18 protein-coding genes are annotated in these 21044 nt (G+C 66.0%); 9 read left to right on the top strand and 9 right to left on the bottom strand.

Features of this window, described 5'->3' with window-relative positions:
* Positions 1-3 precede the first annotated feature (3 nt).
* The 7 genes from whiA (at position 4) to ACFO0G_RS09985 (ending at position 5952) form a co-directional block, all read left to right on the top strand.
* Entirely contained in the window at positions 4-984 is a 981-nt protein-coding gene (whiA, locus tag ACFO0G_RS10015; protein WP_142133916.1) for a DNA-binding protein WhiA, read from the top strand.
* Between the two features lie 101 nt (positions 985-1085).
* Positions 1086-1712: a superoxide dismutase gene (locus ACFO0G_RS10010; RefSeq protein ID WP_286403994.1), complete on the top strand. Its 627-nt coding sequence runs from the start codon at positions 1086-1088 to the stop codon at positions 1710-1712.
* A gap of 259 nt (positions 1713-1971) precedes the next feature.
* Positions 1972-2982, top strand: coding sequence for a type I glyceraldehyde-3-phosphate dehydrogenase (gap, locus tag ACFO0G_RS10005; RefSeq protein WP_142133914.1), 1011 nt, complete (start codon positions 1972-1974; stop codon positions 2980-2982).
* 10 nt (positions 2983-2992) lie between these two features.
* Positions 2993-4219 carry a phosphoglycerate kinase gene (locus ACFO0G_RS10000; RefSeq protein WP_376977321.1) on the top strand — a complete coding sequence of 409 codons (1227 nt, stop codon included), beginning with the start codon at positions 2993-2995 and terminating at the stop codon, positions 4217-4219.
* 83 nt (positions 4220-4302) lie between these two features.
* Positions 4303-5118: a triose-phosphate isomerase gene (gene tpiA / locus ACFO0G_RS09995; RefSeq protein ID WP_286403999.1), complete on the top strand. Its 816-nt coding sequence runs from the start codon at positions 4303-4305 to the stop codon at positions 5116-5118.
* 48 nt (positions 5119-5166) lie between these two features.
* Positions 5167-5421: a preprotein translocase subunit SecG gene (gene secG, locus ACFO0G_RS09990; RefSeq protein ID WP_142133911.1), complete on the top strand. Its 255-nt coding sequence runs from the start codon at positions 5167-5169 to the stop codon at positions 5419-5421.
* 132 nt (positions 5422-5553) lie between these two features.
* Positions 5554-5952 carry an RNA polymerase-binding protein RbpA gene (locus tag ACFO0G_RS09985; RefSeq protein ID WP_286404006.1) on the top strand — a complete coding sequence of 133 codons (399 nt, stop codon included), beginning with the start codon at positions 5554-5556 and terminating at the stop codon, positions 5950-5952.
* Here the strand turns inward: ACFO0G_RS09985 and pgl are convergent.
* The 6 genes from pgl to tkt are packed head-to-tail and all read right to left on the bottom strand — an operon-like array spanning position 5905 to position 14119.
* Positions 5905-6675: a 6-phosphogluconolactonase gene (gene pgl, locus ACFO0G_RS09980; protein WP_235009573.1), complete on the bottom strand. Its 771-nt coding sequence runs from the start codon at positions 6673-6675 to the stop codon at positions 5905-5907. The two genes, ACFO0G_RS09985 and pgl, sit on opposite strands and share 48 nt — an antisense overlap.
* Positions 6676-6712: 37 nt before the next feature.
* Positions 6713-7654, bottom strand: coding sequence for a glucose-6-phosphate dehydrogenase assembly protein OpcA (locus tag ACFO0G_RS09975; RefSeq protein WP_286404011.1), 942 nt, complete (start codon positions 7652-7654; stop codon positions 6713-6715).
* Positions 7651-9210, bottom strand: a complete 1560-nt coding sequence (gene zwf / locus ACFO0G_RS09970) for a glucose-6-phosphate dehydrogenase (RefSeq protein WP_376977318.1) — start codon at positions 9208-9210, stop codon at positions 7651-7653. The genes ACFO0G_RS09975 and zwf overlap by 4 nt, the downstream gene beginning before the upstream one ends.
* A gap of 14 nt (positions 9211-9224) precedes the next feature.
* Complete coding sequence (locus ACFO0G_RS09965) at positions 9225-10856, bottom strand: glucose-6-phosphate isomerase (RefSeq protein WP_376977316.1); 1632 nt, start codon at positions 10854-10856, stop codon at positions 9225-9227.
* 5 nt (positions 10857-10861) lie between these two features.
* Positions 10862-11977 carry a transaldolase gene (gene tal / locus ACFO0G_RS09960; protein ID WP_376977314.1) on the bottom strand — a complete coding sequence of 372 codons (1116 nt, stop codon included), beginning with the start codon at positions 11975-11977 and terminating at the stop codon, positions 10862-10864.
* Positions 11978-12001: 24 nt separating this feature from the next.
* Positions 12002-14119, bottom strand: a complete 2118-nt coding sequence (gene tkt, locus ACFO0G_RS09955) for a transketolase (protein WP_376977312.1) — start codon at positions 14117-14119, stop codon at positions 12002-12004.
* Positions 14120-14637: 518 nt separating this feature from the next.
* On the opposite strand from tkt, the gene ACFO0G_RS09950 reads away from it, so the two are divergent.
* Positions 14638-15594 (top strand): heme o synthase, encoded by a 957-nt coding sequence (locus tag ACFO0G_RS09950; RefSeq protein WP_286404024.1) that lies wholly within the window; start codon positions 14638-14640, stop codon positions 15592-15594.
* 256 nt (positions 15595-15850) lie between these two features.
* Entirely contained in the window at positions 15851-18136 is a 2286-nt protein-coding gene (locus tag ACFO0G_RS09945) for a SulP family inorganic anion transporter (protein ID WP_376977310.1), read from the top strand.
* Between the two features lie 92 nt (positions 18137-18228).
* Here the strand turns inward: ACFO0G_RS09945 and ACFO0G_RS09940 are convergent, their stop codons facing one another.
* Genes ACFO0G_RS09940 through ACFO0G_RS09930 form a run of 3 tightly spaced genes read right to left on the bottom strand, consistent with a single transcriptional unit; the run spans position 18229 to position 20931 of the window.
* Positions 18229-19191 (bottom strand): COX15/CtaA family protein, encoded by a 963-nt coding sequence (locus tag ACFO0G_RS09940; RefSeq protein WP_376977308.1) that lies wholly within the window; start codon positions 19189-19191, stop codon positions 18229-18231.
* Positions 19192-19198: 7 nt separating this feature from the next.
* Positions 19199-19966 carry an ABC transporter permease gene (locus ACFO0G_RS09935; RefSeq protein ID WP_286404031.1) on the bottom strand — a complete coding sequence of 256 codons (768 nt, stop codon included), beginning with the start codon at positions 19964-19966 and terminating at the stop codon, positions 19199-19201.
* Positions 19963-20931, bottom strand: coding sequence for an ABC transporter ATP-binding protein (locus tag ACFO0G_RS09930; RefSeq protein ID WP_376977306.1), 969 nt, complete (start codon positions 20929-20931; stop codon positions 19963-19965). Before ACFO0G_RS09930 ends, ACFO0G_RS09935 begins: the two co-directional genes overlap by 4 nt.
* Positions 20932-21044: the final 113 nt, after the last annotated feature.

Genomic DNA, 21044 nt, shown 5'->3' with positions numbered 1-21044 from the left:
GCCATGGCACTGACAGCATCAGTCAAGGAAGAACTGTCCCGTCTGGACATCAAGAAGTCATCAGTGCGCAAGGCTGAAGTCTCCGCAATGCTCCGGTTCGCCGGGGGACTGCACATCATCTCCGGCAGGATCGTCATCGAGGCGGAAGTGGACCTGGCGTCCACTGCCCGCAGGCTCCGCGCCGCCATCGCCGAGGTCTATGGCCACCAGAGCGAAATCATCGTAGTCTCCGCCGGCGGACTGCGGCGCGCCAGCCGTTACGTGGTGCGGGTTGTCCGTGACGGCGAGGCGCTGGCCCGCCAGACCGGCCTCCTGGACGGACGGGGCCGCCCCGTGCGCGGGCTGCCATCCGCCGTCGTCAATGGTTCCGCGGCGGACGCCGAAGCCGTGTGGCGCGGTGCGTTCCTGGCCCACGGCTCGTTGACCGAACCTGGCCGATCGTCGTCGCTGGAGGTCACCTGCCCCGGGCCCGAATCTGCCCTGGCCCTGGTTGGCGCCGCCCGCCGGCTGGACATCCAGGCCAAAGCGCGGGAGGTCAGGGGAGTGGACCGCGTGGTCATCCGCGACGGGGACACCATCGCGGCGCTCCTGACACGCATGGGCGCGCACGACGCGCTGATGGTGTGGGAGGAACGCCGCATGCGCAAGGAAGTCCGGGCCACCGCCAACCGGCTTGCCAACTTCGATGACGCCAACCTGCGGCGCTCTGCCCAAGCCGCCGTGGCCGCCGGTGCCCGCGTGGAGCGGGCGCTCGAGATCCTGGGCGACGACGTTCCGGACCACCTGAAATACGCCGGCGAGCTTCGCGTGGCGCACAAGCAGGCCAGCCTCGACGAGCTTGGCCGGCTGGCCGACCCCGTCATGACCAAGGACGCCATTGCCGGGCGCATCCGCCGGCTGCTGGCCATGGCTGACAAACGCGCACTTGACCTCGGCGTTCCCGGAACGGACGCCAATGTGACGCCCGAAATGCTGGACGAGTAAGCGCCCCATAGAATCAAGAAGAATTCCGGGCACCAGCTGCCCGGATGCACAATCCGAGAGTTACCAACCGGACCTCCGGGTCCACGATATTGGAGGATTTTGTGACCGAGTACGTTTTGCCGGAACTCAGCTACGACTACGCCGCCCTTGAACCGCACATTTCTGCGCGGATCATGGAGCTGCACCACAGCAAGCACCACGCCGCCTACGTGGCAGGCGCCAACAACGCGCTGGCCCAGCTGGCCGAGGCTCGTGAAAAGGGCGACTTCGCCAACATCAACCGGCTTTCCAAGGACCTCGCGTTCCACACCGGCGGCCACGTCAACCACTCCGTGTTCTGGAAGAACCTCTCCCCGGACGGCGGCGACAAGCCCGAAGGTGAGCTGGCTGCCGCAATCGATGACGCTTTTGGCTCCTTCGATGCCTTCCGCGCCCAGTTCTCCGCCGCAGCCCTCGGCCTGCAGGGATCGGGCTGGGGCTTCCTGGCCTACGAGCCCATCGGCGGAAACCTGGTCATCGAGCAGCTCTACGACCAGCAGGGCAACACGGCACTGGGAACCATCCCGCTGCTGATGCTGGACATGTGGGAGCACGCCTTCTACCTGGACTACGTCAACGTCAAGGCCGACTACGTCAAGGCGTTCTGGAACATCGTGAACTGGGCAGATGTTGCCCAGCGCTTCGAGGCAGCACGCGCCAACGCCACGGGACTCATCACCCTCCCGTAGTGATGCGCGTTATACATCGCTGTAACAAACTTCACATTCCGACTTAAACCGGCCGGGATGTGGACCGTCCGCCCCCGCACTTGCGGGGGCGGACCCAGTTGAACGTAAGATAGGTCACGGAAGGCGGTTAGCCTTCAGCAATGAGGCTGGTCGCCCTCCGTGTAAATCATCTCTGCCCAATGGCGTGCGGGATCTGTTAGTTGGCTTCAACGCCCGCTCAACTAGTAGTGCTTCTCAAAGCACCAAGGAGACTGTAAAAGTGACGACCCGTATTGGTATCAACGGCTTTGGCCGTATCGGCCGCAACTACTTCCGCGCAGCGCTTGCCCAAGGCGCGGACCTGGAGATCGTTGCAGTCAACGACCTCACCAGCCCCGAAGCCCTGGCGCACCTGTTCAAGTACGACTCGGTCGGCGGCCGCCTGAAGGAAACCATCGAGGTCAAGGACGGCAACATCGTCGTCAACGGCAACGTGGTCAAGGTCCTGGCCGAGCGCGACCCCGCCAACCTCCCCTGGGGCGAACTGGGCGTGGACATCGTCATCGAATCCACCGGTTTCTTCACCAAGGCGGCCGACGCGCAGAAGCACATCGCCGCCGGGGCCAAGAAGGTCCTGATCTCCGCTCCGGCCTCGGACGAGGACATCACCATCGTGATGGGTGTCAACCACAACCTCTACGACAACGCCAAGCACAACATCATTTCCAACGCATCCTGCACCACCAACTGCCTCGGCCCGCTGGCCAAGGTGGTCAACGACGAATTCGGCATCGAACGTGGCCTCATGACCACCGTCCACGCGTACACCGCCGACCAGAACCTCCAGGACGGACCGCACAAGGACCTGCGCCGCGCCCGCGCTGCCGCCATCAACATGGTTCCCACCTCCACCGGTGCCGCCAAGGCCATCGGCCTGGTGCTGCCGGAACTCAAGGGCAAGCTGGACGGCTACGCCATCCGTGTTCCCGTGCCCACCGGCTCCGCCACCGACCTCACCGTCACCGTGTCCCGCGAGACCACCGTTGAGGAAGTCAACGCTGCCCTCAAGCGCGCCGCGGAGTCCGAAGAGCTCCAGGGCTTCCTGACCTACACGGACGAGCCCATCGTCTCCTCCGACATCGTGGGCGACCCCGCGTCCTCCATCTTCGACTCCGGCTTGACCAAGGTCATTGGCAACCAGGTCAAGGTTGTTTCCTGGTATGACAACGAATGGGGCTACTCCAACCGTCTCGTCGACCTCACGGAGCTTGTGGCATCCAAGCTGGGCTAGGGTTAGACACATGACATCTCACACCCTCAACGAACTGATCGCTGAAGGTGTCCGCGGGCGGTACATTCTGGTTCGAAGTGACCTGAATGTGCCGCTCGACGGCTCTACAGTCACTGACGACGGCCGTATCAAGGCCTCACTGCCAGTGCTGGCAAAGCTCACGGACGCCGGTGCCCGCGTGCTGGTAACAGCCCACCTTGGACGCCCCAAGGGCGCTCCGGAAGACAAGTACTCCCTGCGGCCCGCAGCGGACCGGCTCGCCGAACTGGCCGGCTTCAAGGTGACCCTTGCCGCCGACACCGTCGGTGATGCCGCCAAGTCTGCGGCGGCGTCCCTGCAGGACGGCGAAGCCCTGGTCCTCGAGAACGTCCGCTTCGACGCCCGAGAAACCAGCAAGGACGACGCCGAACGCGGCGCCTTCGCCGATGAACTGGTAGCCCTCACCGGCAGCAACGGCGCTTACGTGGACGATGCCTTCGGCGCCGTGCACCGCAAGCACGCCAGTGTCTACGACGTCGCCACCCGGCTGCCGTCGTACCAGGGCGACCTGGTGCACACCGAGGTGGAGGTCCTCCGGAAGCTGACCACCGACACCCAGCGCCCTTACGTCGTGGTGCTCGGCGGCTCGAAGGTCTCGGACAAGCTCGCGGTCATCGCCAACCTGATCGGCAAGGCTGACACCATCCTGGTGGGCGGCGGCATGCTGTTCACCTTCCTGGCAGCCCGGGGCCACAAGGTCGCCTCGAGCCTGCTCGAGGAAGACCAGATCCCCGTGGTCCAGGACTACCTGAAGCGGGCCGCGGACGCAGGGACCGTGTTCGTGGTTCCCACGGACGTGGTCGTGGCGGAGAAGTTTGCCGCCGACGCCGCTCACGAAACGGTTGCCGCCGACGCCATTGAGGGCAGCAGTTTCGGCGCGCAGGGCATCGGCCTGGACATCGGACCCGATACCGCCGCCGCCTTTGCTGAACAGATCAAGGGCGCACGCACCGTCTTCTGGAACGGCCCCATGGGTGTCTTCGAGTTCGAAGCATTCTCGGCAGGCACGCGCGCCATTGCGCAGGCCCTGACCGAAACCGACGGCTTCACAGTGGTGGGCGGCGGCGACTCCGCTGCAGCAGTACGCACCCTGGGGTTCGCCGACGACCAGTTCGGCCACATTTCCACGGGCGGCGGCGCAAGCCTGGAATACCTTGAAGGCAAGGAACTCCCGGGCCTCAGCGTCCTGGACCGGTAGTACGGCCCCGCAGTCCTCCGGCCGGCAGGTTGCCCGCGGCAGCCTGCCGGCCGCACACATATCAAGAACCTTTTGGAGATTACGTGACTACGTCAACGAACGGCGCTTTCGACCGCAAACCCTTCATCGCGGGTAACTGGAAAATGAACATGGACCACGTGCAGGGCATCACCCTCCTGCAGAAACTGGCGTGGACCCTCTCCGATGCCAAGCACGACTACAGCCGCGTGGAGGTTGCCGTCTTCCCGCCGTTCACCGACCTCCGCGGCGTGCAGACCCTGGTCCAGGGTGACGACCTGCAGGTCGCCTACGGCGGCCAGGACCTCTCGCAGTTCGATTCCGGCGCCTACACCGGCGACATTTCGGGCCAGTTCCTGAACAAGCTCGGCTGCAAGTACGTCCTGGTGGGCCACAGCGAACGCCGCACCATCCACAACGAATCCGACGACGTCCTCAATGCCAAGGTCAAGGCCGCCTTCAAGCACGGCGTTATCCCGGTTCTCTGCGTCGGTGAGGGCCTGGAGATCCGCCAGGCCGGAACCCACGTTGACCACACCCTGCAGCAGCTGCGGGCCGGAGTGGCTGGGCTAACCAACGAACAGGCCGCCGAACTGGTGGTTGCGTACGAGCCCGTTTGGGCCATCGGCACGGGCGAGGTCGCCGGACCGGAGGACGCACAAGAAATGTGCGCCGCCATCCGGGCAGAACTCGAAAGCCTCTTCGGCGCCGACGTGGCCGCCAAGACCCGCCTCCTCTACGGCGGTTCGGTCAAGGCCAACAACGCCGCTGCCATCCTCCAGGAGCGCGACGTGGACGGCCTCCTGGTGGGCGGCGCCAGCCTTGACCCGGCGGAGTTTGCTAATATTGTCAGGTTCGAGAGCCACCTGGTCGCGGACTAACCCGCAACCAGCGCACACTCCCGCAAATCCAACTTCTGAAAGGCCGTCGTGGACGTTCTTCATGTCATTCTGCAGATCCTCCTGGGCATCACCAGCCTCCTGCTGACGCTGCTGATCCTCCTGCACAAGGGACGCGGCGGCGGCTTGTCCGATATGTTCGGCGGCGGCATGAGTTCAGGACTCAGCTCTTCAGGTGTGGCAGAACGGAACCTCAACCGCTTCACCATCATCCTGGGCGTCACCTGGGGCGTGGTGATCATCGCGCTCGGCCTGATCATGCGGTTCAGCGGCGGGGACTCCTAGGCGCTGGGCAACGCGACACAAGGTCCTTTCGGCCCTGCCGGCCGCTGGGACTGCCAACTAAACTGTGGCTGACGGAATCCGTCAGCCACAGTTTTTTTTGTTCCTGAACGCAGACATGAGGCAGGAGTTGCCATGGTCCACCCAGCATCAGGCTTCCGGGGCACCCGCGCGGGCGTGATCGCAGGTTCCGGCTCGACGCTGCAATCGAATGATGACTCGTCCTCCCAGCCTTTGCCGCGCATCAGGGTGTCTTACTGGTGCGCCAAGGGCCACGAGACCCAGCCCGTGTTCTTGAAGATGCCTGAGGACCAGATTCCCCGGACATGGGACTGCCGGCGCTGCGGCGGCACTGCTACCCGTGACAGCCAGGCGGTAGCTCCGGACGACCCCTTCGACGACGGTTACAAGAGCCATCTGGAATACGTTAAAGAGCGGCGCTCCGGCCAGGACGCCGAAGACGTCCTGGCCGGAGCGCTGGAAAAGCTACGCGCCCGCGGCGTCCTTCCGGACCAGCTGCTGCGGGACACGTGAGGCCGCGTTCTCGTCAATCAGCCACAGAGTGCGGGACGTACCGCGGGGGCCCGAGGCAGGCACCTGCACCGGGTTGGCCCCGGCCAGGGCAAGTCCCACGGCGCCGGCCTTGTCCTCGCCGGCTACTACCATCCACACCTCGGCCGCCGTGTTGATGGCGGGAAGGGTAAGGGAGATTCGCAGCGGCGGCGGCTTGGGAGAGTTCCGGACGCCCACCACCGTGCGGTCTTTTTCCCGGATCCCAGCCTGTTCCGGGAACAGCGATGCGATATGGGCGTCGGGTCCCACACCGAGCAGCACCACGTCGAGCCGGGGCAGCGACGAAGGCTCCTCTGGCCGGTCGTCGGACATATCGGCCGCATGCTCGGCCGCTGCCGCTTCCCTCAGTTGCCGGGCGTAATCATCCGCGGCCTCCTCGGGAGTGTCGAAATCGTCAGACGAGCCGGGCGAATGGATGCGTTCCGGGTCCACCGGAATATGGGAGAGCAACGCATCAAACGCCTGCTTCGTGTTGCGGTCCGGATCAGCAGAACCAACAAAGCGTTCGTCACCCCACCAGAAGTTGACCTTGGACCAGTCGACGGCGGGCGCCGCCGGTGAGTCCGCAACGGCCTTCAGTGTGCCGATCCCCACGGTTCCCCCGGTGAGCACCACGGTGGCTTCGCCGTACTTGTCCTGCACATCGACGAGCTTGGTGATCAGGCGTGCGGCGATGGCGGCCATGAGGACGGACGAATCAGGATGGATGCTTACTCGTGGGTCAACGCTCACTGGGTCGGACGCTCCTTAGATTGGTACGTGGCAGTCCAATAGTAATCACTTCACCAAACACTTCATCCGGGTCCAGACGGCGGAGTTCCTCTGCGAGGCAGTCGCGCAGGCTGCGGCGCGGGAGGGAGATCCGCTGGGCCGGCTGGCCAGGCTGGGTCAGTTCCGCCACGGACAGTCCCGGCCGGAACAGCTGGACATCGCCGCCTGGGCGGGTGAGGCGGACGCGCCGGATTCCGGTTCCAGCCGGGTCCGCCACGATGGTCACGGGGGCATCCAGGGTCAGCGTGAGCCAGGCCGCGAGCAGGATGGTGGAGGGTGAGTCCGAGGCACCCTCGACGGCGACGGCCGTCACCGGGGAGGAGTCCACTTCATCAAGGGCCGCAGCGAGTTGGATGCGCCAGTTGGTAAGGCGGGTCCAAGCGAGGTCGGTGTCGCCGGCCTTGTAGGTTTGGTGGATGCGTTCCAGGGCGGCCTGGGGATCCGGTTCGTTCGCGGAGTCGGTGATCCTGCGGTGTGCGATGGCGCCGATGGAGGTTTCGCAGGCGTTCTCGGGGGCGCCGTGCGGCCACCAGGCCACGATGGGTGCGTCCGGGAGCAGCAGCGCCGCGACCAGGGACTCGGATTCGTGCGCGAGCTGACCGTAGCCGCGCAGCACAATGACCTCCGAGGCCCCGGCATCCCCGCCAACGCGGATCTGCGCGTCCAGCCGATCCTTGGCGTCTTTCCCGGCGTCGGCGAGCACGATGATCCGGCAGGGATGTTCACGGGAGGCGTCGTTCGCGGCCTCGATCGCTTCTTCCTCGAGCCCGGACTTGGTGACCACCACCAGGGTCAGGACCCGGCCCAGGGCGATCACTCCACCCTGCTCGCGCAGGGCCATGAGTTTCTTGGAGACCTTGGACGTGGTGGTATCGGGCAGGTTAACGATCATGGCCTTCTCCAGGTTCGTCCGTCACGGGCCAGCAGCTCATCAGCGCTGGCGGGGCCCCAAGAGCCGGGGGCGTAGGGTTCAGGCTGTTGGTTCAGCGACGCCCAGTATTCCTCAAACGGGTCGAGGATCTTCCAGGACAGCTCCACTTCCTCATGCCGAGGGAACAACGGCGGCTCACCCAGCAACACATCCAGGATCAACCGCTCGTAGGCCTCGGGGGAGGATTCGGTGAAGGAGTGCCCGTAGCCGAAGTCCATCGTGACATCCCGGACTTCCATCTGGGTGCCCGGGACCTTGGACCCGAACCGGATGGTGACGCCCTCGTCCGGCTGTACACGGATGACCACCGCGTTCTGCCCGAAGTCGTCCTCACCATGGTCACGGAACAGCAGGTTGGGGGCGCGCTTGAATACGACCGCAATCTCCGTCACCCGCCTGCCCAGGCGTTTGCCGGCACGCAGGTAGAACGGCACTCCTGACCAGCGCCGCGTGTGGATGTCCACCCGCACCGCCGCATAGGTTTCCGTGGTGGAGTCCGCCGGGATGCCTTCCTCCTCCAGATAGCCCAGGACCTGCTCCCCGCCCTGCCAGCCACCGCTGAATTGTCCCCGCGCCGAATGCGTGGAGAGGTCTTCGGGGAGTTTGACCGCGGCGAGGACCTTTTCCTTTTCCGCGCGCAGGTCATCGGCGTTGAACGAGATCGGCTCTTCCATCGCCGTCAGCGCCAGCAGCTGCAGGAGGTGGTTCTGGATCACGTCCCGTGCCGCTCCGACGCCGTCGTAGTACCCTGCCCGGCCGCCGGTGCCGATGTCCTCGGCCATCGTGATCTGGACATGGTCCACGTAGTTGGCGTTCCACAACGGCTCGAACAACTGGTTCGCGAACCGCAGCGCCAGGATGTTCTGAACCGTTTCCTTGCCCAGGTAATGGTCGATCCGGAACACTGCATCCGGCGGAAACACCGATTCGACGATGTCGTTGAGCTTCCGCGCCGATTCCAGGTCGTGGCCGAACGGCTTCTCGATCACCACGCGCCGCCATTTGTCGCCCTCGGCCTGCGCCAGGCCGTGCTTGGACAGCTGCCGGCAGACCTGTTCGAACGCCTTGGGCGGGATCGACAGATAGAACGCGTGATTCCCGCGGGTGCCGCGGACGTCGTCGAGTTCCTTGATCGTCTCACCCAGACGCTCAAAGGCTGCGTCGTCGTCGAACTCGCCCTGGACAAACCGGATGCCCTCGGACAACTGGTTCCAGACCGCCTCATCAAACGGCGTCCGGGCGTGTGCCTGCACGGAGGCCTTCACCTCAGCGGCGAAATCCTCCTTGTCCCATTCCCGGCGGGCGAAACCCACCAACGCGAAACTCGGCGGCAACAACCCACGATTGGCCAAGTCATACACCGCCGGCATCAGCTTCTTCCGGGCGAGGTCCCCCGTCACCCCAAACAACACAAGCGACGACGGACCTGCGATCCGGTTCAAACGACGGTCACGAGGATCACGCAACGGATTACGCCCGCGGCCTGCGCCCTTCCGGCCGTATTCAGTTTCTGGCATATTGCTTTTGCGCCTTAGTTTTCGGTTGCGGATGCGCGGGTGGACAGTGCAGCGACGACGTCCTGCAGCTGGGCCACACCGGCGGCACGGTCAGTGAGGTGGAGGCGCAGCACGGGACGGCCGTGTTCGCCCAGGACCTGGGCGTCGCCTGCAGCCTGCGCGGCGATCAGCTCGCCGAAGGTGAACGGGCGGTCCGGGATCCCCAGATCCTCGGCGGGAGCGGCGGTGACCTGGAGGAAGACGCCAATGGCCGGACCACCCTTGTGGAACTGGCCGGTGGAGTGCAGGAAGCGCGGGCCCCAGCCGAAGGTGACCGGGCGGCCGGTGGTGGCGGCCAGTTCGTCACGAATGCCCTCCAGCCCGGCGAACGCCAGACGGTCAAAGTAGGCCTGGACGCTCAGGTAGCTGTCGGAGGCCAGCGTGTCCAGCAGAGCCTTGACGGCAGCTTCCGCCGTGGCGGCGTCGCCGAGCCAGTCGCCGCCGCGCAGCTCGATTGCGCCGTCAACGAACGCGGCCGGAGTGGGTTCGGGCTGCGCGTCCAGAAGTCCGCGGGCTGCCACCTTGGCGGCCTCGACGTCGGGCTGGTCGAAGGGGTTGATGCCGAGCAGGCGGCCGGCCACGGCGGTGGCGAACTCCCACACCATCATCTGGGTGGCGAGGCCGCCGGCGATGGCCACCTGGTTTTCGCCGAGTTCGACGTCGGCGTCCGCTGCCACGAGCCGGACCACCAGGACGTCGGGCGCGCCCGACGTGACCTCGGGGGCCTGCGGACCTGCAACCACCGGAAGGATGCCGGTGCCCAGCTTGCCGGTTGATTCGGCGATGAGCTGTTCCGCCCAGTCGGCGAAGCCAACGATGCCGGACCCGTCTTCGGCGATGACGATCTTGTTCCGCAACGGATTGGTACCGCCCAGGGCGGTGCCGAGGGCCAGCCCGATGTTCTCGGGTGCGTCATCGTTGAGGATTTCCGCAGCTTCCTCGGCCTCGTCCAGGAAGGCCTGGATGTCCACGCCGGCCAGGCCGGAGGGGACCAGGCCGAACGCGGTCAGGGCGGAGTAGCGGCCGCCGACGTTGGGGTCGGCGTTGAAGACGGCCCGGTAGCCGGCCTCCCGGGAGGCCTTGTCCAGCGGCGACCCCGGGTCCGTGACAATGATGATCCGGCTCTTGGCATCCACGCCGGCCTCGGTGAAGGCCTGTTCGAAGATTCGCCGCTGGGAATCGGTCTCCAGGGTGGAACCGGACTTGGACGAGACCACGATGGCGGTCTGGGCCAGCCGGTCCGCGAGGGCAGCCCTGACCTGGTCCGGGTCAGTGCTGTCCAGCACTGTCAGCTCGACGCCGGCGGTGCCTGCGATGACCTCGGGGGCCAGCGAGGATCCGCCCATGCCGCAAAGCACGATCCGGCTGACTCCTTCGGCACGCAGGGCATCACGGAGTTCCAGGATGTCCTTGACCAAGGGCTGGGAGACTGTGGCTGCCTCCACCCATCCGAGCCGGATTGCCGATTCGGACTCCGCGTCGGGACCCCACAGCGTGTGGTCCTTGGCGAATATCCGCGTGGCAATTCGGTCCTCAACGAGGGCGGGAAGGTGCTGTTCAAGCGCCTTCTGCGCTGCGCCGGTGGCGTCGTAGCTGAGAGTGCTCATGGGTGTTAGGAAGCCTTCCGTGCAGAGGCGAGGGCGCCTTCGACGTCGGCCAGCAGTTCTTTCCAGCTGGCCACGAACTTGTCCAGGCCCTCGGTTTCGAGGAGTGCGACGACCTCGTTGTAGGAGACGCCGAGCTTCTCCAGGGCATCGAGCGTGGCGTTGGCGTCTTCGTAGGTGCCCTTGACGGTGTCGCCGGTGACCACACCGTGGTCGTACGTGGCGTCCAGGGTCTTCTCCGGCATGGTGTTCACGACGCCGGGCGCGACCAGTTCGGTGACGTACAGGGTGTCCGGGTAGGCCGGGTCCTTGACGCCGGTGGAGGCCCACAGCGGGCGCTGGGGGAGTGCGCCGGCGTCGGCCAGCAGGGCCCAGCGTTCGGTGGCGAAGAGCTCCTCATAGACCTGGTAGGCCAGGCGGGCGTTTGCCAGGCCGGCCTTGCCCTTCAGGGCCTTGGCTTCGTCGGTGCCGATCTTGTCGAGGCGCTTGTCGATTTCGGTGTCCACGCGGGAGACGAAGAACGAGGCGACGGAGTGGATCTTGGACAGGTCATGGCCGTTTTCCTTGGCCTGTTCCAGTCCGGACTGGAAGGCGTTGATGACCGCACGGTAGCGCTCCAGGGAGAAGATCAGGGTCACGTTGACGCTGATGCCTTCGGCCAGGGTTGCTGTGATGGCTTCGAGGCCCTCGATGGTTGCGGGGATCTTGATGTGGACGTTGTTCCTATTGACGCGCTGGGAGAGGTGCTTGGCCTCTGCGATGGTTCCTGCGGTGTCCCAGGCGAGGCGCGGGTCCACTTCGATGGAAACGCGCCCGTCCACGCCCTTGGTGGCGGCGGCAACGGGGGCGAACAGGTCGCACGCGTCAGCGACGTCGGTGGTGGTGATCTCGAAGATCGTGTCCTCCACGCTGGCACCTTCTGCTGCCTTGCCGGCAATGATCTGGTCGTAGTCAGTGCCGGACGTGATGGCGGCGTGGAAGATCGACGGGTTGGTGGTAACACCAACCACGTTCTTCTCCTCGATGAGCTTGCGGAGGGTGCCCGTTTCCAGGCGTCCGCGGGAAAGGTCGTCGAGCCAGATGGAAACTCCGGCGTCGGAGAGCTGCTGGGTGGGAGTAGTCATTGCTGTTTCTCCTGAAATTTGGGTTTAGGCCTGGGTGGCGGCGAGGGAGTCCTTGGCGGCGGCGGCAACTGCCTCTGCCGTGATGCCGAACTCCTGGAAGAGCCGCTTGTAGTCGGCGGAAGCGCCGTAGTGCTCAAGGCTGACGGAACGGCCGGCGTCACCGACGAATTCGCGCCAGCCCAAGGCCAGTCCGGCTTCAACCGAAACACGTGCCTTGACGGCGGCGGGCAGGACGGATTCGCGGTAGGCGGCGTCCTGCTTCTTGAACCATTCAACGCATGGCATGGACACGACCCGCGCTGCGATGCCTTCGGCCTGCAGCGCTTCGCGGGCCCGGACTGCGAGCTGGACCTCGGAACCGGTGGCAATCAGGATGACGTCGGCCGGAACGGTGGCGCCGTCCTTGGATGCCTCGGCCAGGACATAGCCGCCCTTTGCCACACCCGTGGCGGATGCCAAGGTATTGCCGTCGGCGTCGCCCTCGCCGCGTTCCCAGGTGGGAATGTTCTGGCGGGTCAGGACGATGCCTGCCGGGTTGGCGTGGTTTTCCAGCATCGTCTTCCAGGCCGCTGCCACCTCGTTGGCGTCGCCGGGGCGGACAACGTCCAGGCCCACGATGGCGCGCAGTGAGGCGAGCTGCTCAACCGGCTGGTGGGTGGGGCCGTCCTCGCCGAGCCCAATGGAGTCGTGGGTCCAGACGTACAGGGACGGCACACCCATCAGGGCGCCGAGGCGGATGGCGGGCCGCTGGTAATCGGAGAAGATCAGGAAGGTGCCGGAGAAAGCGCGGGTGTTGCCGGCCAGGGTGATGCCGTTCACGATCGAGGCGGCAGCGTGCTCACGGATGCCGAAGTGCAGGACGCGGCCGTAAGGGTTGCCGGACCAGGCATCGGTCTGCTTGGAGGCAGGGACGAAGGACGGCGAGTCCTCGATGGTGGTGTTGTTGGACTCCGCGAGGTCGGCCGAACCGCCCCATAGTTCGGGCATGACCGGGCCGAGTGCGTTCAGGACCTTGCCCGACGCCGCGCGGGTGGAAACGTCCTTTCCGGCCGGGAAGACCGGGAGGGCTGCGTCGACGCCGTCGGGCAGTTCCTGGGCCTCGAGGCGCTGCAGGAGTGCGGCGCCTTCGGGGTTGGCTTCCTGCCATGCGGTGAAGGACTCTTCCCATTCCTTGCGTTCTGCGGCGCCGCGTTCCACCACCTGGCGGGCGTGGTCCAGGACTTCCTGGTCCACCTCGAAGGACTTGGCCGGGTCGAAGCCGAGGACTTCCTTCAGCGCCGCGACCTCGTCGCCACCGAGGGCGGAGCCGTGGATCTTGCCGGTGTTCTGCTTCTTGGGGGCCGGGTAGCCGATGATCGTGCGCAGCGAGATGATGGACGGCTTGGAGGTCTCGGCCTTGGCCGCCAGCAGGGCGCTGTAAAGCTCCTGGACGTCTTCCTTGTATTCGCCGGTGCGGGTCCAGTCCACGCGTTGGGTGTGCCAGCCGTAGGCTTCGTAACGCTTCAGGACATCCTCGGTGAAGGCGATGTCTGTGTTGTCTTCGATGGAGATGTGGTTCTCGTCGTAAATGACCACGAGGTTGCCGAGTTCCTGGTGCCCGGCCAGCGACGAGGCTTCGGCCGTGACGCCTTCCTGGAGGTCGCCGTCGGAGGCGATGACCCAGATGGTGTGGTCGAACGGCGACTGGCCGGCGGGAGCGTCGGCGTCGAACAGGCCGCGCTGGCGGCGCTGCGAGTACGCAAAGCCGACCGAGGATGCCAGGCCCTGGCCCAGCGGGCCGGTGGTGATCTCCACGCCGGCGGTGTGCTTGTACTCCGGGTGTCCGGGAGTCAGCGAGCCCCAAGTGCGCAGCGCCTCCAGGTCCTTCAGTTCCAGCCCGTAGCCGGAGAGGAACAACTGGATGTAGAGGGTGAGCGACGTGTGGCCGGGGGACAGGACGAAGCGGTCACGGCCCAGCCACTGCGGATCGCGCGGATCATGGCGCATCAGCTTCTGGAAGAGAAGGTAGGCGGCCGGGGCCAGGCTCATGGCGGTTCCCGGGTGTCCGTTGCCCACCTTCTCCACGGCGTCGGCAGCCAGGACGCGGATGGTGTCCACCGCCTTCTGGTCCAAGCTGGTCCATGACAGTTCTTGCTCTTCCAAATGTGGCACGAAAACCGGGCCCCTCTCTGTGCTGGCGGCGGCGGTACACCGGTCCGGTTGAAGGCGCGCATGTGGCGCCCGCTGCGGTGTGTACCAGCCGTCCACCATCGAAACGTTGATCCTTGCATTCAGTCACGGACAGCTGCGGGAATGCGTTTTCCACCGCTTTCTTGCTGTGTGCTGATCTGGTGACAGCTTAGCTCTTATCCATACTCCGGGCAGGCCAAATCTCACGTTGTGGACGCAATTTCCCCTTTTGTGAATCACCATCTCGGCGCCGTGAGTTAATCTGCTCGAATGGGCGCGTGAGCGATCAAATGCGCATATCACCGGGCGGGGACACGGCCCTCGGCGCGGTATGATATTTGGAGGCCAACGCCGGGCGTGCATCTCTATCGCCGTCCGGGGTTCCCCGGCTGTTGCACGCACCTGATGCATTTCCTTCCTTAGTGTCGTGCCCGGGCCCGGGCCGCACGACCGGAGCTGCACCGCCAGCCTCAAACTGCCACACAGAACGGGTGACTGCCACCGTGAGCACAACAGATACGCCGCTGAAAGCATCCCGGGCCTCGGGCACCGGGTTTGCCCGTAAGGCCAAGGCGTATCTCGCCCTCACCAAGCCGCGGGTGATCGAGCTGCTCCTGGTCAGCACCCTGCCCACCATGATCTACGCGGAGCGTGGCTTCCCGTCCATCGGGCTGATTCTCGCCACCCTGGTGGGTGGAGCCTTCGCCGCCGGCAGTGCCGGGGCCTTTAACTGCTACATCGACCGTGACATCGACAAGCTGATGCACCGCACGGAAAACAGGCCGCTGGTCACCGGTGAGGTCACCCCGCGCGAGGCACTGGTGTTCTCTTGGCTGCTTGGCGCGGCCGCCATCGCGATCCTCTGGTTCGGCGCCAACCCGCTGTCTGCCTGGCTGGGGCTGGGGGCCATCTTCTTCTACGTGGTCATCTACACCATGATCCTTAAGCGCCGCACCGCGCAGAACATTGTGTGGGGCGGTGCAGCGGGCTGCTTCCCCGTGCTGATTGCGTGGGCCGCTGTTACGAATTCCGTGGAGTGGCCCGCCATCATCCTGTTCATGGTGATCTTCCTGTGGACCCCGCCGCACTACTGGCCTCTGTCCATGCGCTACGGCGAGGACTACCGGAACGCCAACGTCCCCATGCTCGGCGCCATCGCCGGCGCAAAGGTGGTGTCCGTCCAGGTGGTCCTGTATGCCTGGGCCATGGTGGCCTGCTCGCTGCTGATGATCCCGGCAGGTGGCGCCGGCTGGGTCTACACCCTTACCGCCGTCCTGGCAGGTGCCTGGTTCCTCTACGAGTCCCACGCCCTTTACGGCCGCGCCCAGCGTGAGGACATCCCGGACAAGCGCGCCATGAAGGTGTTCCACGGCTCCATCAGCTACCTCACGCTGCTTTTCATCGCCCTCGCGGTGGACCCTTTTATCGGGCATGCCATTATCGGCTGACACCGCTATCCAGCCCGGACTGGACCAGCGGCTCCCACTTTGCGTGGGGGCCGCTGTTCTGTTTAAGCCTGCCGCCCCGGATCCCAACGGCTTGCCCAGATCCCCGGAGCGGGTCCGGATGGGCGGGGTGCACAAAACTTCTGTTGCCCCAGTCAACCATATGACATATTTGTCACATCAATCACGTTTCCTGTCATTAGAGCGGAAATCCTGCTTACGGTGGGTCGGACCCGTACGCTGACGCAAAGGAAACTCCATGGAAGCCCATCCCTCCGCAGTCCCCGCTCCAAGCCACAGTCCGCCAGGGGATAACACGCCGCCGGGTCAAGAGAGCCGTGGCCGCTTCCCCTTCGGGCCCCGGCACTTTTATCGCCACCTGGGGGCCGACGTGCCGGCGTCATTGGTGGTATTCCTGGTGGCCCTCCCGCTTTCGCTTGGCATTGCGGCCGCCTCCGGCGCTCCGATCATGGCGGGCCTGATCGCCGCCGCCATTGGCGGCATTGTCGCCGGAAGCCTTGGCGGTTCGCCCCTGCAGGTAAGCGGGCCGGCAGCGGGGCTGACCGTCGTCGTGGCGGGCCTGGTCCAGGAATTCGGCTGGCAGGTGACCTGCGCCATCACCGCAGCGGCCGGCGTCGTACAACTCCTCCTCGGGATCAGCCGTGTGGGCCGCGCCGCCCTGGCTGTCTCGCCGGTGGTGGTCAAGGCCATGCTCGCCGGAATCGGCGTCACGATCATCGTGCAACAGTTGCACGTGCTCCTTGGCTCCAAGCCCGCTGGATCTGCGCTTGAAAACCTCGCGGCGCTGCCGGCAGCCATTACCAACCTGGAACTACATGCAGCCCTGCTGGGACTGGCCGTGGTGGCGATCCTGCTCTGCTGGAAGTTCCTGCCGGCCGTTGTGCGGCGTGTCCCCGGCCCCCTTGCCGCCGTCGCTGCGGGTACTGCCCTCGCCGTGGCTTTCGCTCCAGGGGTTGAGCGGATCTCCCTGGACGGCTCCATCATCGATGCCATCGCGCTGCCGCAACTCCCCGACGGGAACTGGCGTGCCTTCGCTTTCGCCATCCTGACCATGGCCCTGATCGCGAGCATTGAATCGCTTCTGTCGGCGGTAGCCGTGGACAAGATGCAAACGGGCCCACGGACCAACTTCAACAAGGAACTTATTGGCCAGGGCGCCGCCAACGTCGTTTCGGGTTCACTCGGTGGACTGCCTGTCACAGGAGTTATTGTCCGCAGCGCCACCAATGTGGAGGCGGGGGCCGCCACCCGCAGTTCCGCAATCCTGCATGGCGTCTGGGTCCTCGCTTTTTCGGCCCTCTTCGCCGGGTTGCTCCAGCTGATCCCGCTGGCGGTCCTGGCCGGGCTGCTGGTGGTGATCGGCGCGCGGCTCATCAAACTGGCGGACATCCGCACCAGCCTGCGGACCGGAGACCTCCCAATCTACGCCGTGACCCTCGTGTGCGTCGTGTTCCTGAACCTGCTTGAAGGTGTCATCATTGGCCTGGCCCTGGCCGCCGCCAACGTCCTGTGGCGTGTCCTCCGCAGCCCCATCCGTGCCCACCGCCCAGCAGCGCCGTCGTCGCCCTGGCGGGTGACTATCGGCGGCTCGTGCAGTTTCTTCGCGCTGCCAAAGCTCAGCGGTGTCCTCCAGTCCGTTCCCGCCGGCGCGGATGTGGTGGTGGAGCTGAACGCCGACTACGTGGACCACTCGTTTCGCGAGGCCCTGCTGGCCTGGCAGTCCCAGCACCAGGCCACGGCCGGCGCCGTGATGCTTGAAGAGCACGGCAACACCGTGTTCCGGGACGCCGCCAACCAGGCTCCCCGCCGTGAGGACCCCGTCGAACTGCCGCTGCCGCCACGCAAGGTGCCGCTCTTGCTGGGCGTCAACAGGTACCACCGCCGGTTCGCGCACCAGGTGCGGCCGCTGGTTCACAAACTCACGGAAGGGCAGAACCCGGACAGCCTGTTCGTGGCGTGCGTCGATTCGCGGGTCAATCCGGACCTGATCACCACCAGTGGTCCGGGGGACCTGCTCACCCTGCGGAATATTGGCAATGTGGTGTGCACGGGCGAAGGCCGGGAGGCCTCGATCGACGCCACCCTTTCGTTCGCCGTCAACGGCCTTGGCGTGCAATCCCTGGTCATTTGCGGCCATTCCAACTGCGGTGCCATGAAGGCAATGCTTGCAGAGGCTGACGGCGGCGATAACAGCGCCTTGGGGCAGGCCTTCACGGGCTGGCTGGATCACGTCCGCCCGAGCTACGCGGAACTGCTGGCCGGACATCCGGTGGGCAGGCAGGCTGCGGCGGCCGGCTACAGCAGGGTGGACCAGCTGGCCATGGTCAACGTGGCCCTGCAGCTGGCCAAGCTGCAGGAACACCCGGTGGCCGGGCCGGCGCTGGCGGCCGGAAAGGTGCAGGCCGTGGGTCTGTTCTACGACATTGCCACGGCGAAGGTTCTGCGCATCAATGCCGACGGTCTCGAGGACCTGGAGGCGGAGTTCGACGCCGGGCTGCAGGGGAGGGCCTTGGCCGACCGGTAGCACGGGCAGCACATTAACGGCAGGCGCCCCGGTCCCAATCGGGGCCGGGGCGCCTGCCGCTTAATCCTGGGCGGGCCGCTTACTGCAACCGTCTACCTTGCGGAGCTGCGCGTTTCCACCGCGCTGGAATGTGCGATGTCCCAGGCGTTGGTGGAGGCGGCCATCAGCAGTGCCGCGCCAAGCATGTGGGCGGCAACCAGCAGCGCCGGGATGCCGTTGTAGTACTGCGTGAAGCCGATGATGGCCTGGAGGATGGTGACGCCCAGGAGCATCAGCACGGCGGTGCGGAACGGGCCGGCGATGCGGCGCCTGAAGACCACCACCAGGGCCACCACGGTTCCGGCGGTGACCAGGTAGGCCGGCACGGCGTGGATGTGCGAAAACAGGTCCCAGTCCAGGTCGTTGCGGGGAGCATTGGCGTCACCCGCGTGCGGCCCGGCCCCCGTGACCACCACGCCGAGCATCACGGCGACGGCTGAGAAAAGGGCGACGGCGGCCGTCACCGGGCGCAGTACGGAAGGCAGTGCGACGGGCCGGGCGGCAGGGAAGCGGCCGGTGCGGCCGAACGCGCGGTTCACCAGCAGGGTTGCGAACACCACCAGGGCCATCGACACCAGGAAGTGCAGTCCCACCACCCAAGGGTTGAGGTTGGTGAGGACCGTGACCCCGCCGATGATGGCCTGGGCCGGGATGCTGGCGAGCAGTCCGAGGGCCAGCAGGAAGAGGTCCTTGCGTTCCTTCCGCAGGTTCCACAGGTACATCAGCATGAGGGCGGCGACGGCAGCCAGCGCGAAGGTCAGGAGCCGGTTCCCGAACTCGATGAAGCCGTGGATGCCCATCTCGGGGGTGTTCACGATCGAGTCCGAGGTGCAGCGCGGCCACGTGGGGCAGCCCAGGCCTGATGCGGTCAAGCGGACTGCGCCTCCGGTCACCACCAAAAGCGTCTGGCCGATCAGGGAAGCTACGGCGAGCCGGCGGATGCGGACATCCACGGTGCGGGGGAGCCGCGAGGCCAGGCGGCCGGCGAGCTTGGGAAGGCGTGAAGCCGTGGTCACGATTATCTCAATTCCACTTGAACCAACGGATGGCTGCAGCCCCGGCGATAACCGTCCAGAGCAGCAGGATGAGGGCGGCGCCGCCGTTCACGGCCCCGCCCAGGAAGGCGGCGCGCATCGATTCGCCCAAAGCGCCGGACGGCAGGAAATGCACCACCGCCTGCGCCGCGGCGGGCAGCCTTTCGGCCGGGATCACGATGCCGCCCATGGCGCCCAGCAGGATCCACAGCAGGTTGGTGATGGCCAGCGTCGCCTCCGGCCGGACGGTCCCGGCCACCAGCAGCCCCAGCGCGGTGAACGCCGCCGCCCCAAGCGCGAGCAGGGCCAGCCCCGGAAGCCAGCCGGCCGCCGTCGGCTGCCACCCCAGGGCCAGGGCGACAAGGCCCACCACCACCACCTGGATGGACAGGACGGCCAGGACCGAAAGGACCTTACCGGCAATCAGGCCGCTCCGCCCCAGGGGCGTGGTGGACAGAAAGCGGAGCACACCGTAGCGGCGGTCGAAACCGGTGGCGATGCCCTGCCCGGTGAAGGCGGTGGACATGGCGCACAGGGCCAGGATTCCCGGAACGGCCACGTTGATGCGGCTGGACCCCATCCCGTCCAGGAAGGGAGTCACGGTCAGGCCGACGAGTGCCAGCAGCGGCAGCACGATTGCCAGGATCAGCTGTTCGCCGTTCCGCAGCATGGTCAGTGCCTCGTACTTGCCCTGCAGCAGGACGCGGCGCGCCAGGGACGCCGGCTGCTGCGTCTCCTGCAATGCTGCCCCGCTCATCGGATGTCCTTTCCCGAAATATCCAAAAAGACGTCTTCAAGGCTACGCGCCTCAAGGCTCAGTGATGCCGGCATGATGCCCTTCGCCTCCCACCACTGCGCCAGCGCAGACAGATGGCGCGGCGTGAGCGCGCCGGTCACGGTGTAGCTGCCGGCCCGGGCTTCGGAGAAGTCCACGTCGTCCGGGAGCACCGCGGCCAGGTCCAGTCCGGCCGGGGCCTCGAACACGAGCGTCCGGACGTGGTCTGCGCCGTGTTCCGTGGCCGGGCTGCGCTGCAGCAGTTCCTGGACGGTTCCTTCGGCGACGTTCCGGCCGCCGTCGATGATGTACACGTAGTCCGCCAGGCGCTGGGCGTCATCCATGAGGTGGGTGGTCAGGATGATCCCCATCCCGCCGTCGCGCAGTTCGGCGATCAGGTCGAACACGAGCTGCCGCGACTGTGGGTCCAGGCCCGCACTGGGCTCGTCAAGGAACAGGACTTCCGGCCGTCCGATCAGGGCGGCCGCAAGCGCCAGCCGCTGCTTCTGGCCCCCGGACAACCTGCGGACGCTCGTGCGGCTGAAGGTATCGATCCCCAGCCGGCCCACCAGGTGCTCCAGCGGCCAGGGGCGGGCGTACAGCCCGGCGATGTGCCGCAACAGCGGCAGGGGCCTGGCCGACGGCGGGAGGCCGCCGTCCTGGAGCATCACACCTACGCGGGAGCGCAGTTCAGCGCCGGCCGTCGCCGGGTCCTGGCCCAGCAGCGAGATGCTGCCGCCGGTTCGCTTCTGCAGGCCCTGTGCGCATTCGAGGGTTGTCGTCTTCCCGGCGCCGTTCGCGCCGAGCAGGGCAGTTACCTGTCCGCGCTCCGCAACGAGGGAAACGCCGCTGACAACCCGAAGCATCTTGCCGTCCATGCTGGACAAGGGGCCTACGTCCTTGATAAGCCCATGGATGGACAGGACGGGGGACTGGGGGGATCGCACCACAGTATTCTACGGGATGTAGTATTTAGCGCTGTCCCGCCAACCCTGCGCGGGTACCGGGCGTGGGCGCGCGAAATGTTGCCCAGTCATAATCGGTTCAAACGCCCCAGGTC

The sequence above is a fragment of the Arthrobacter sedimenti genome, from assembly GCF_042652025.1.
Classification (GTDB): domain Bacteria; phylum Actinomycetota; class Actinomycetes; order Actinomycetales; family Micrococcaceae; genus Arthrobacter; species Arthrobacter sedimenti.
The sequence above is the reverse complement of the archived record's forward strand: the minus strand, read 5'-3'. Positions and strand labels throughout refer to the sequence as shown.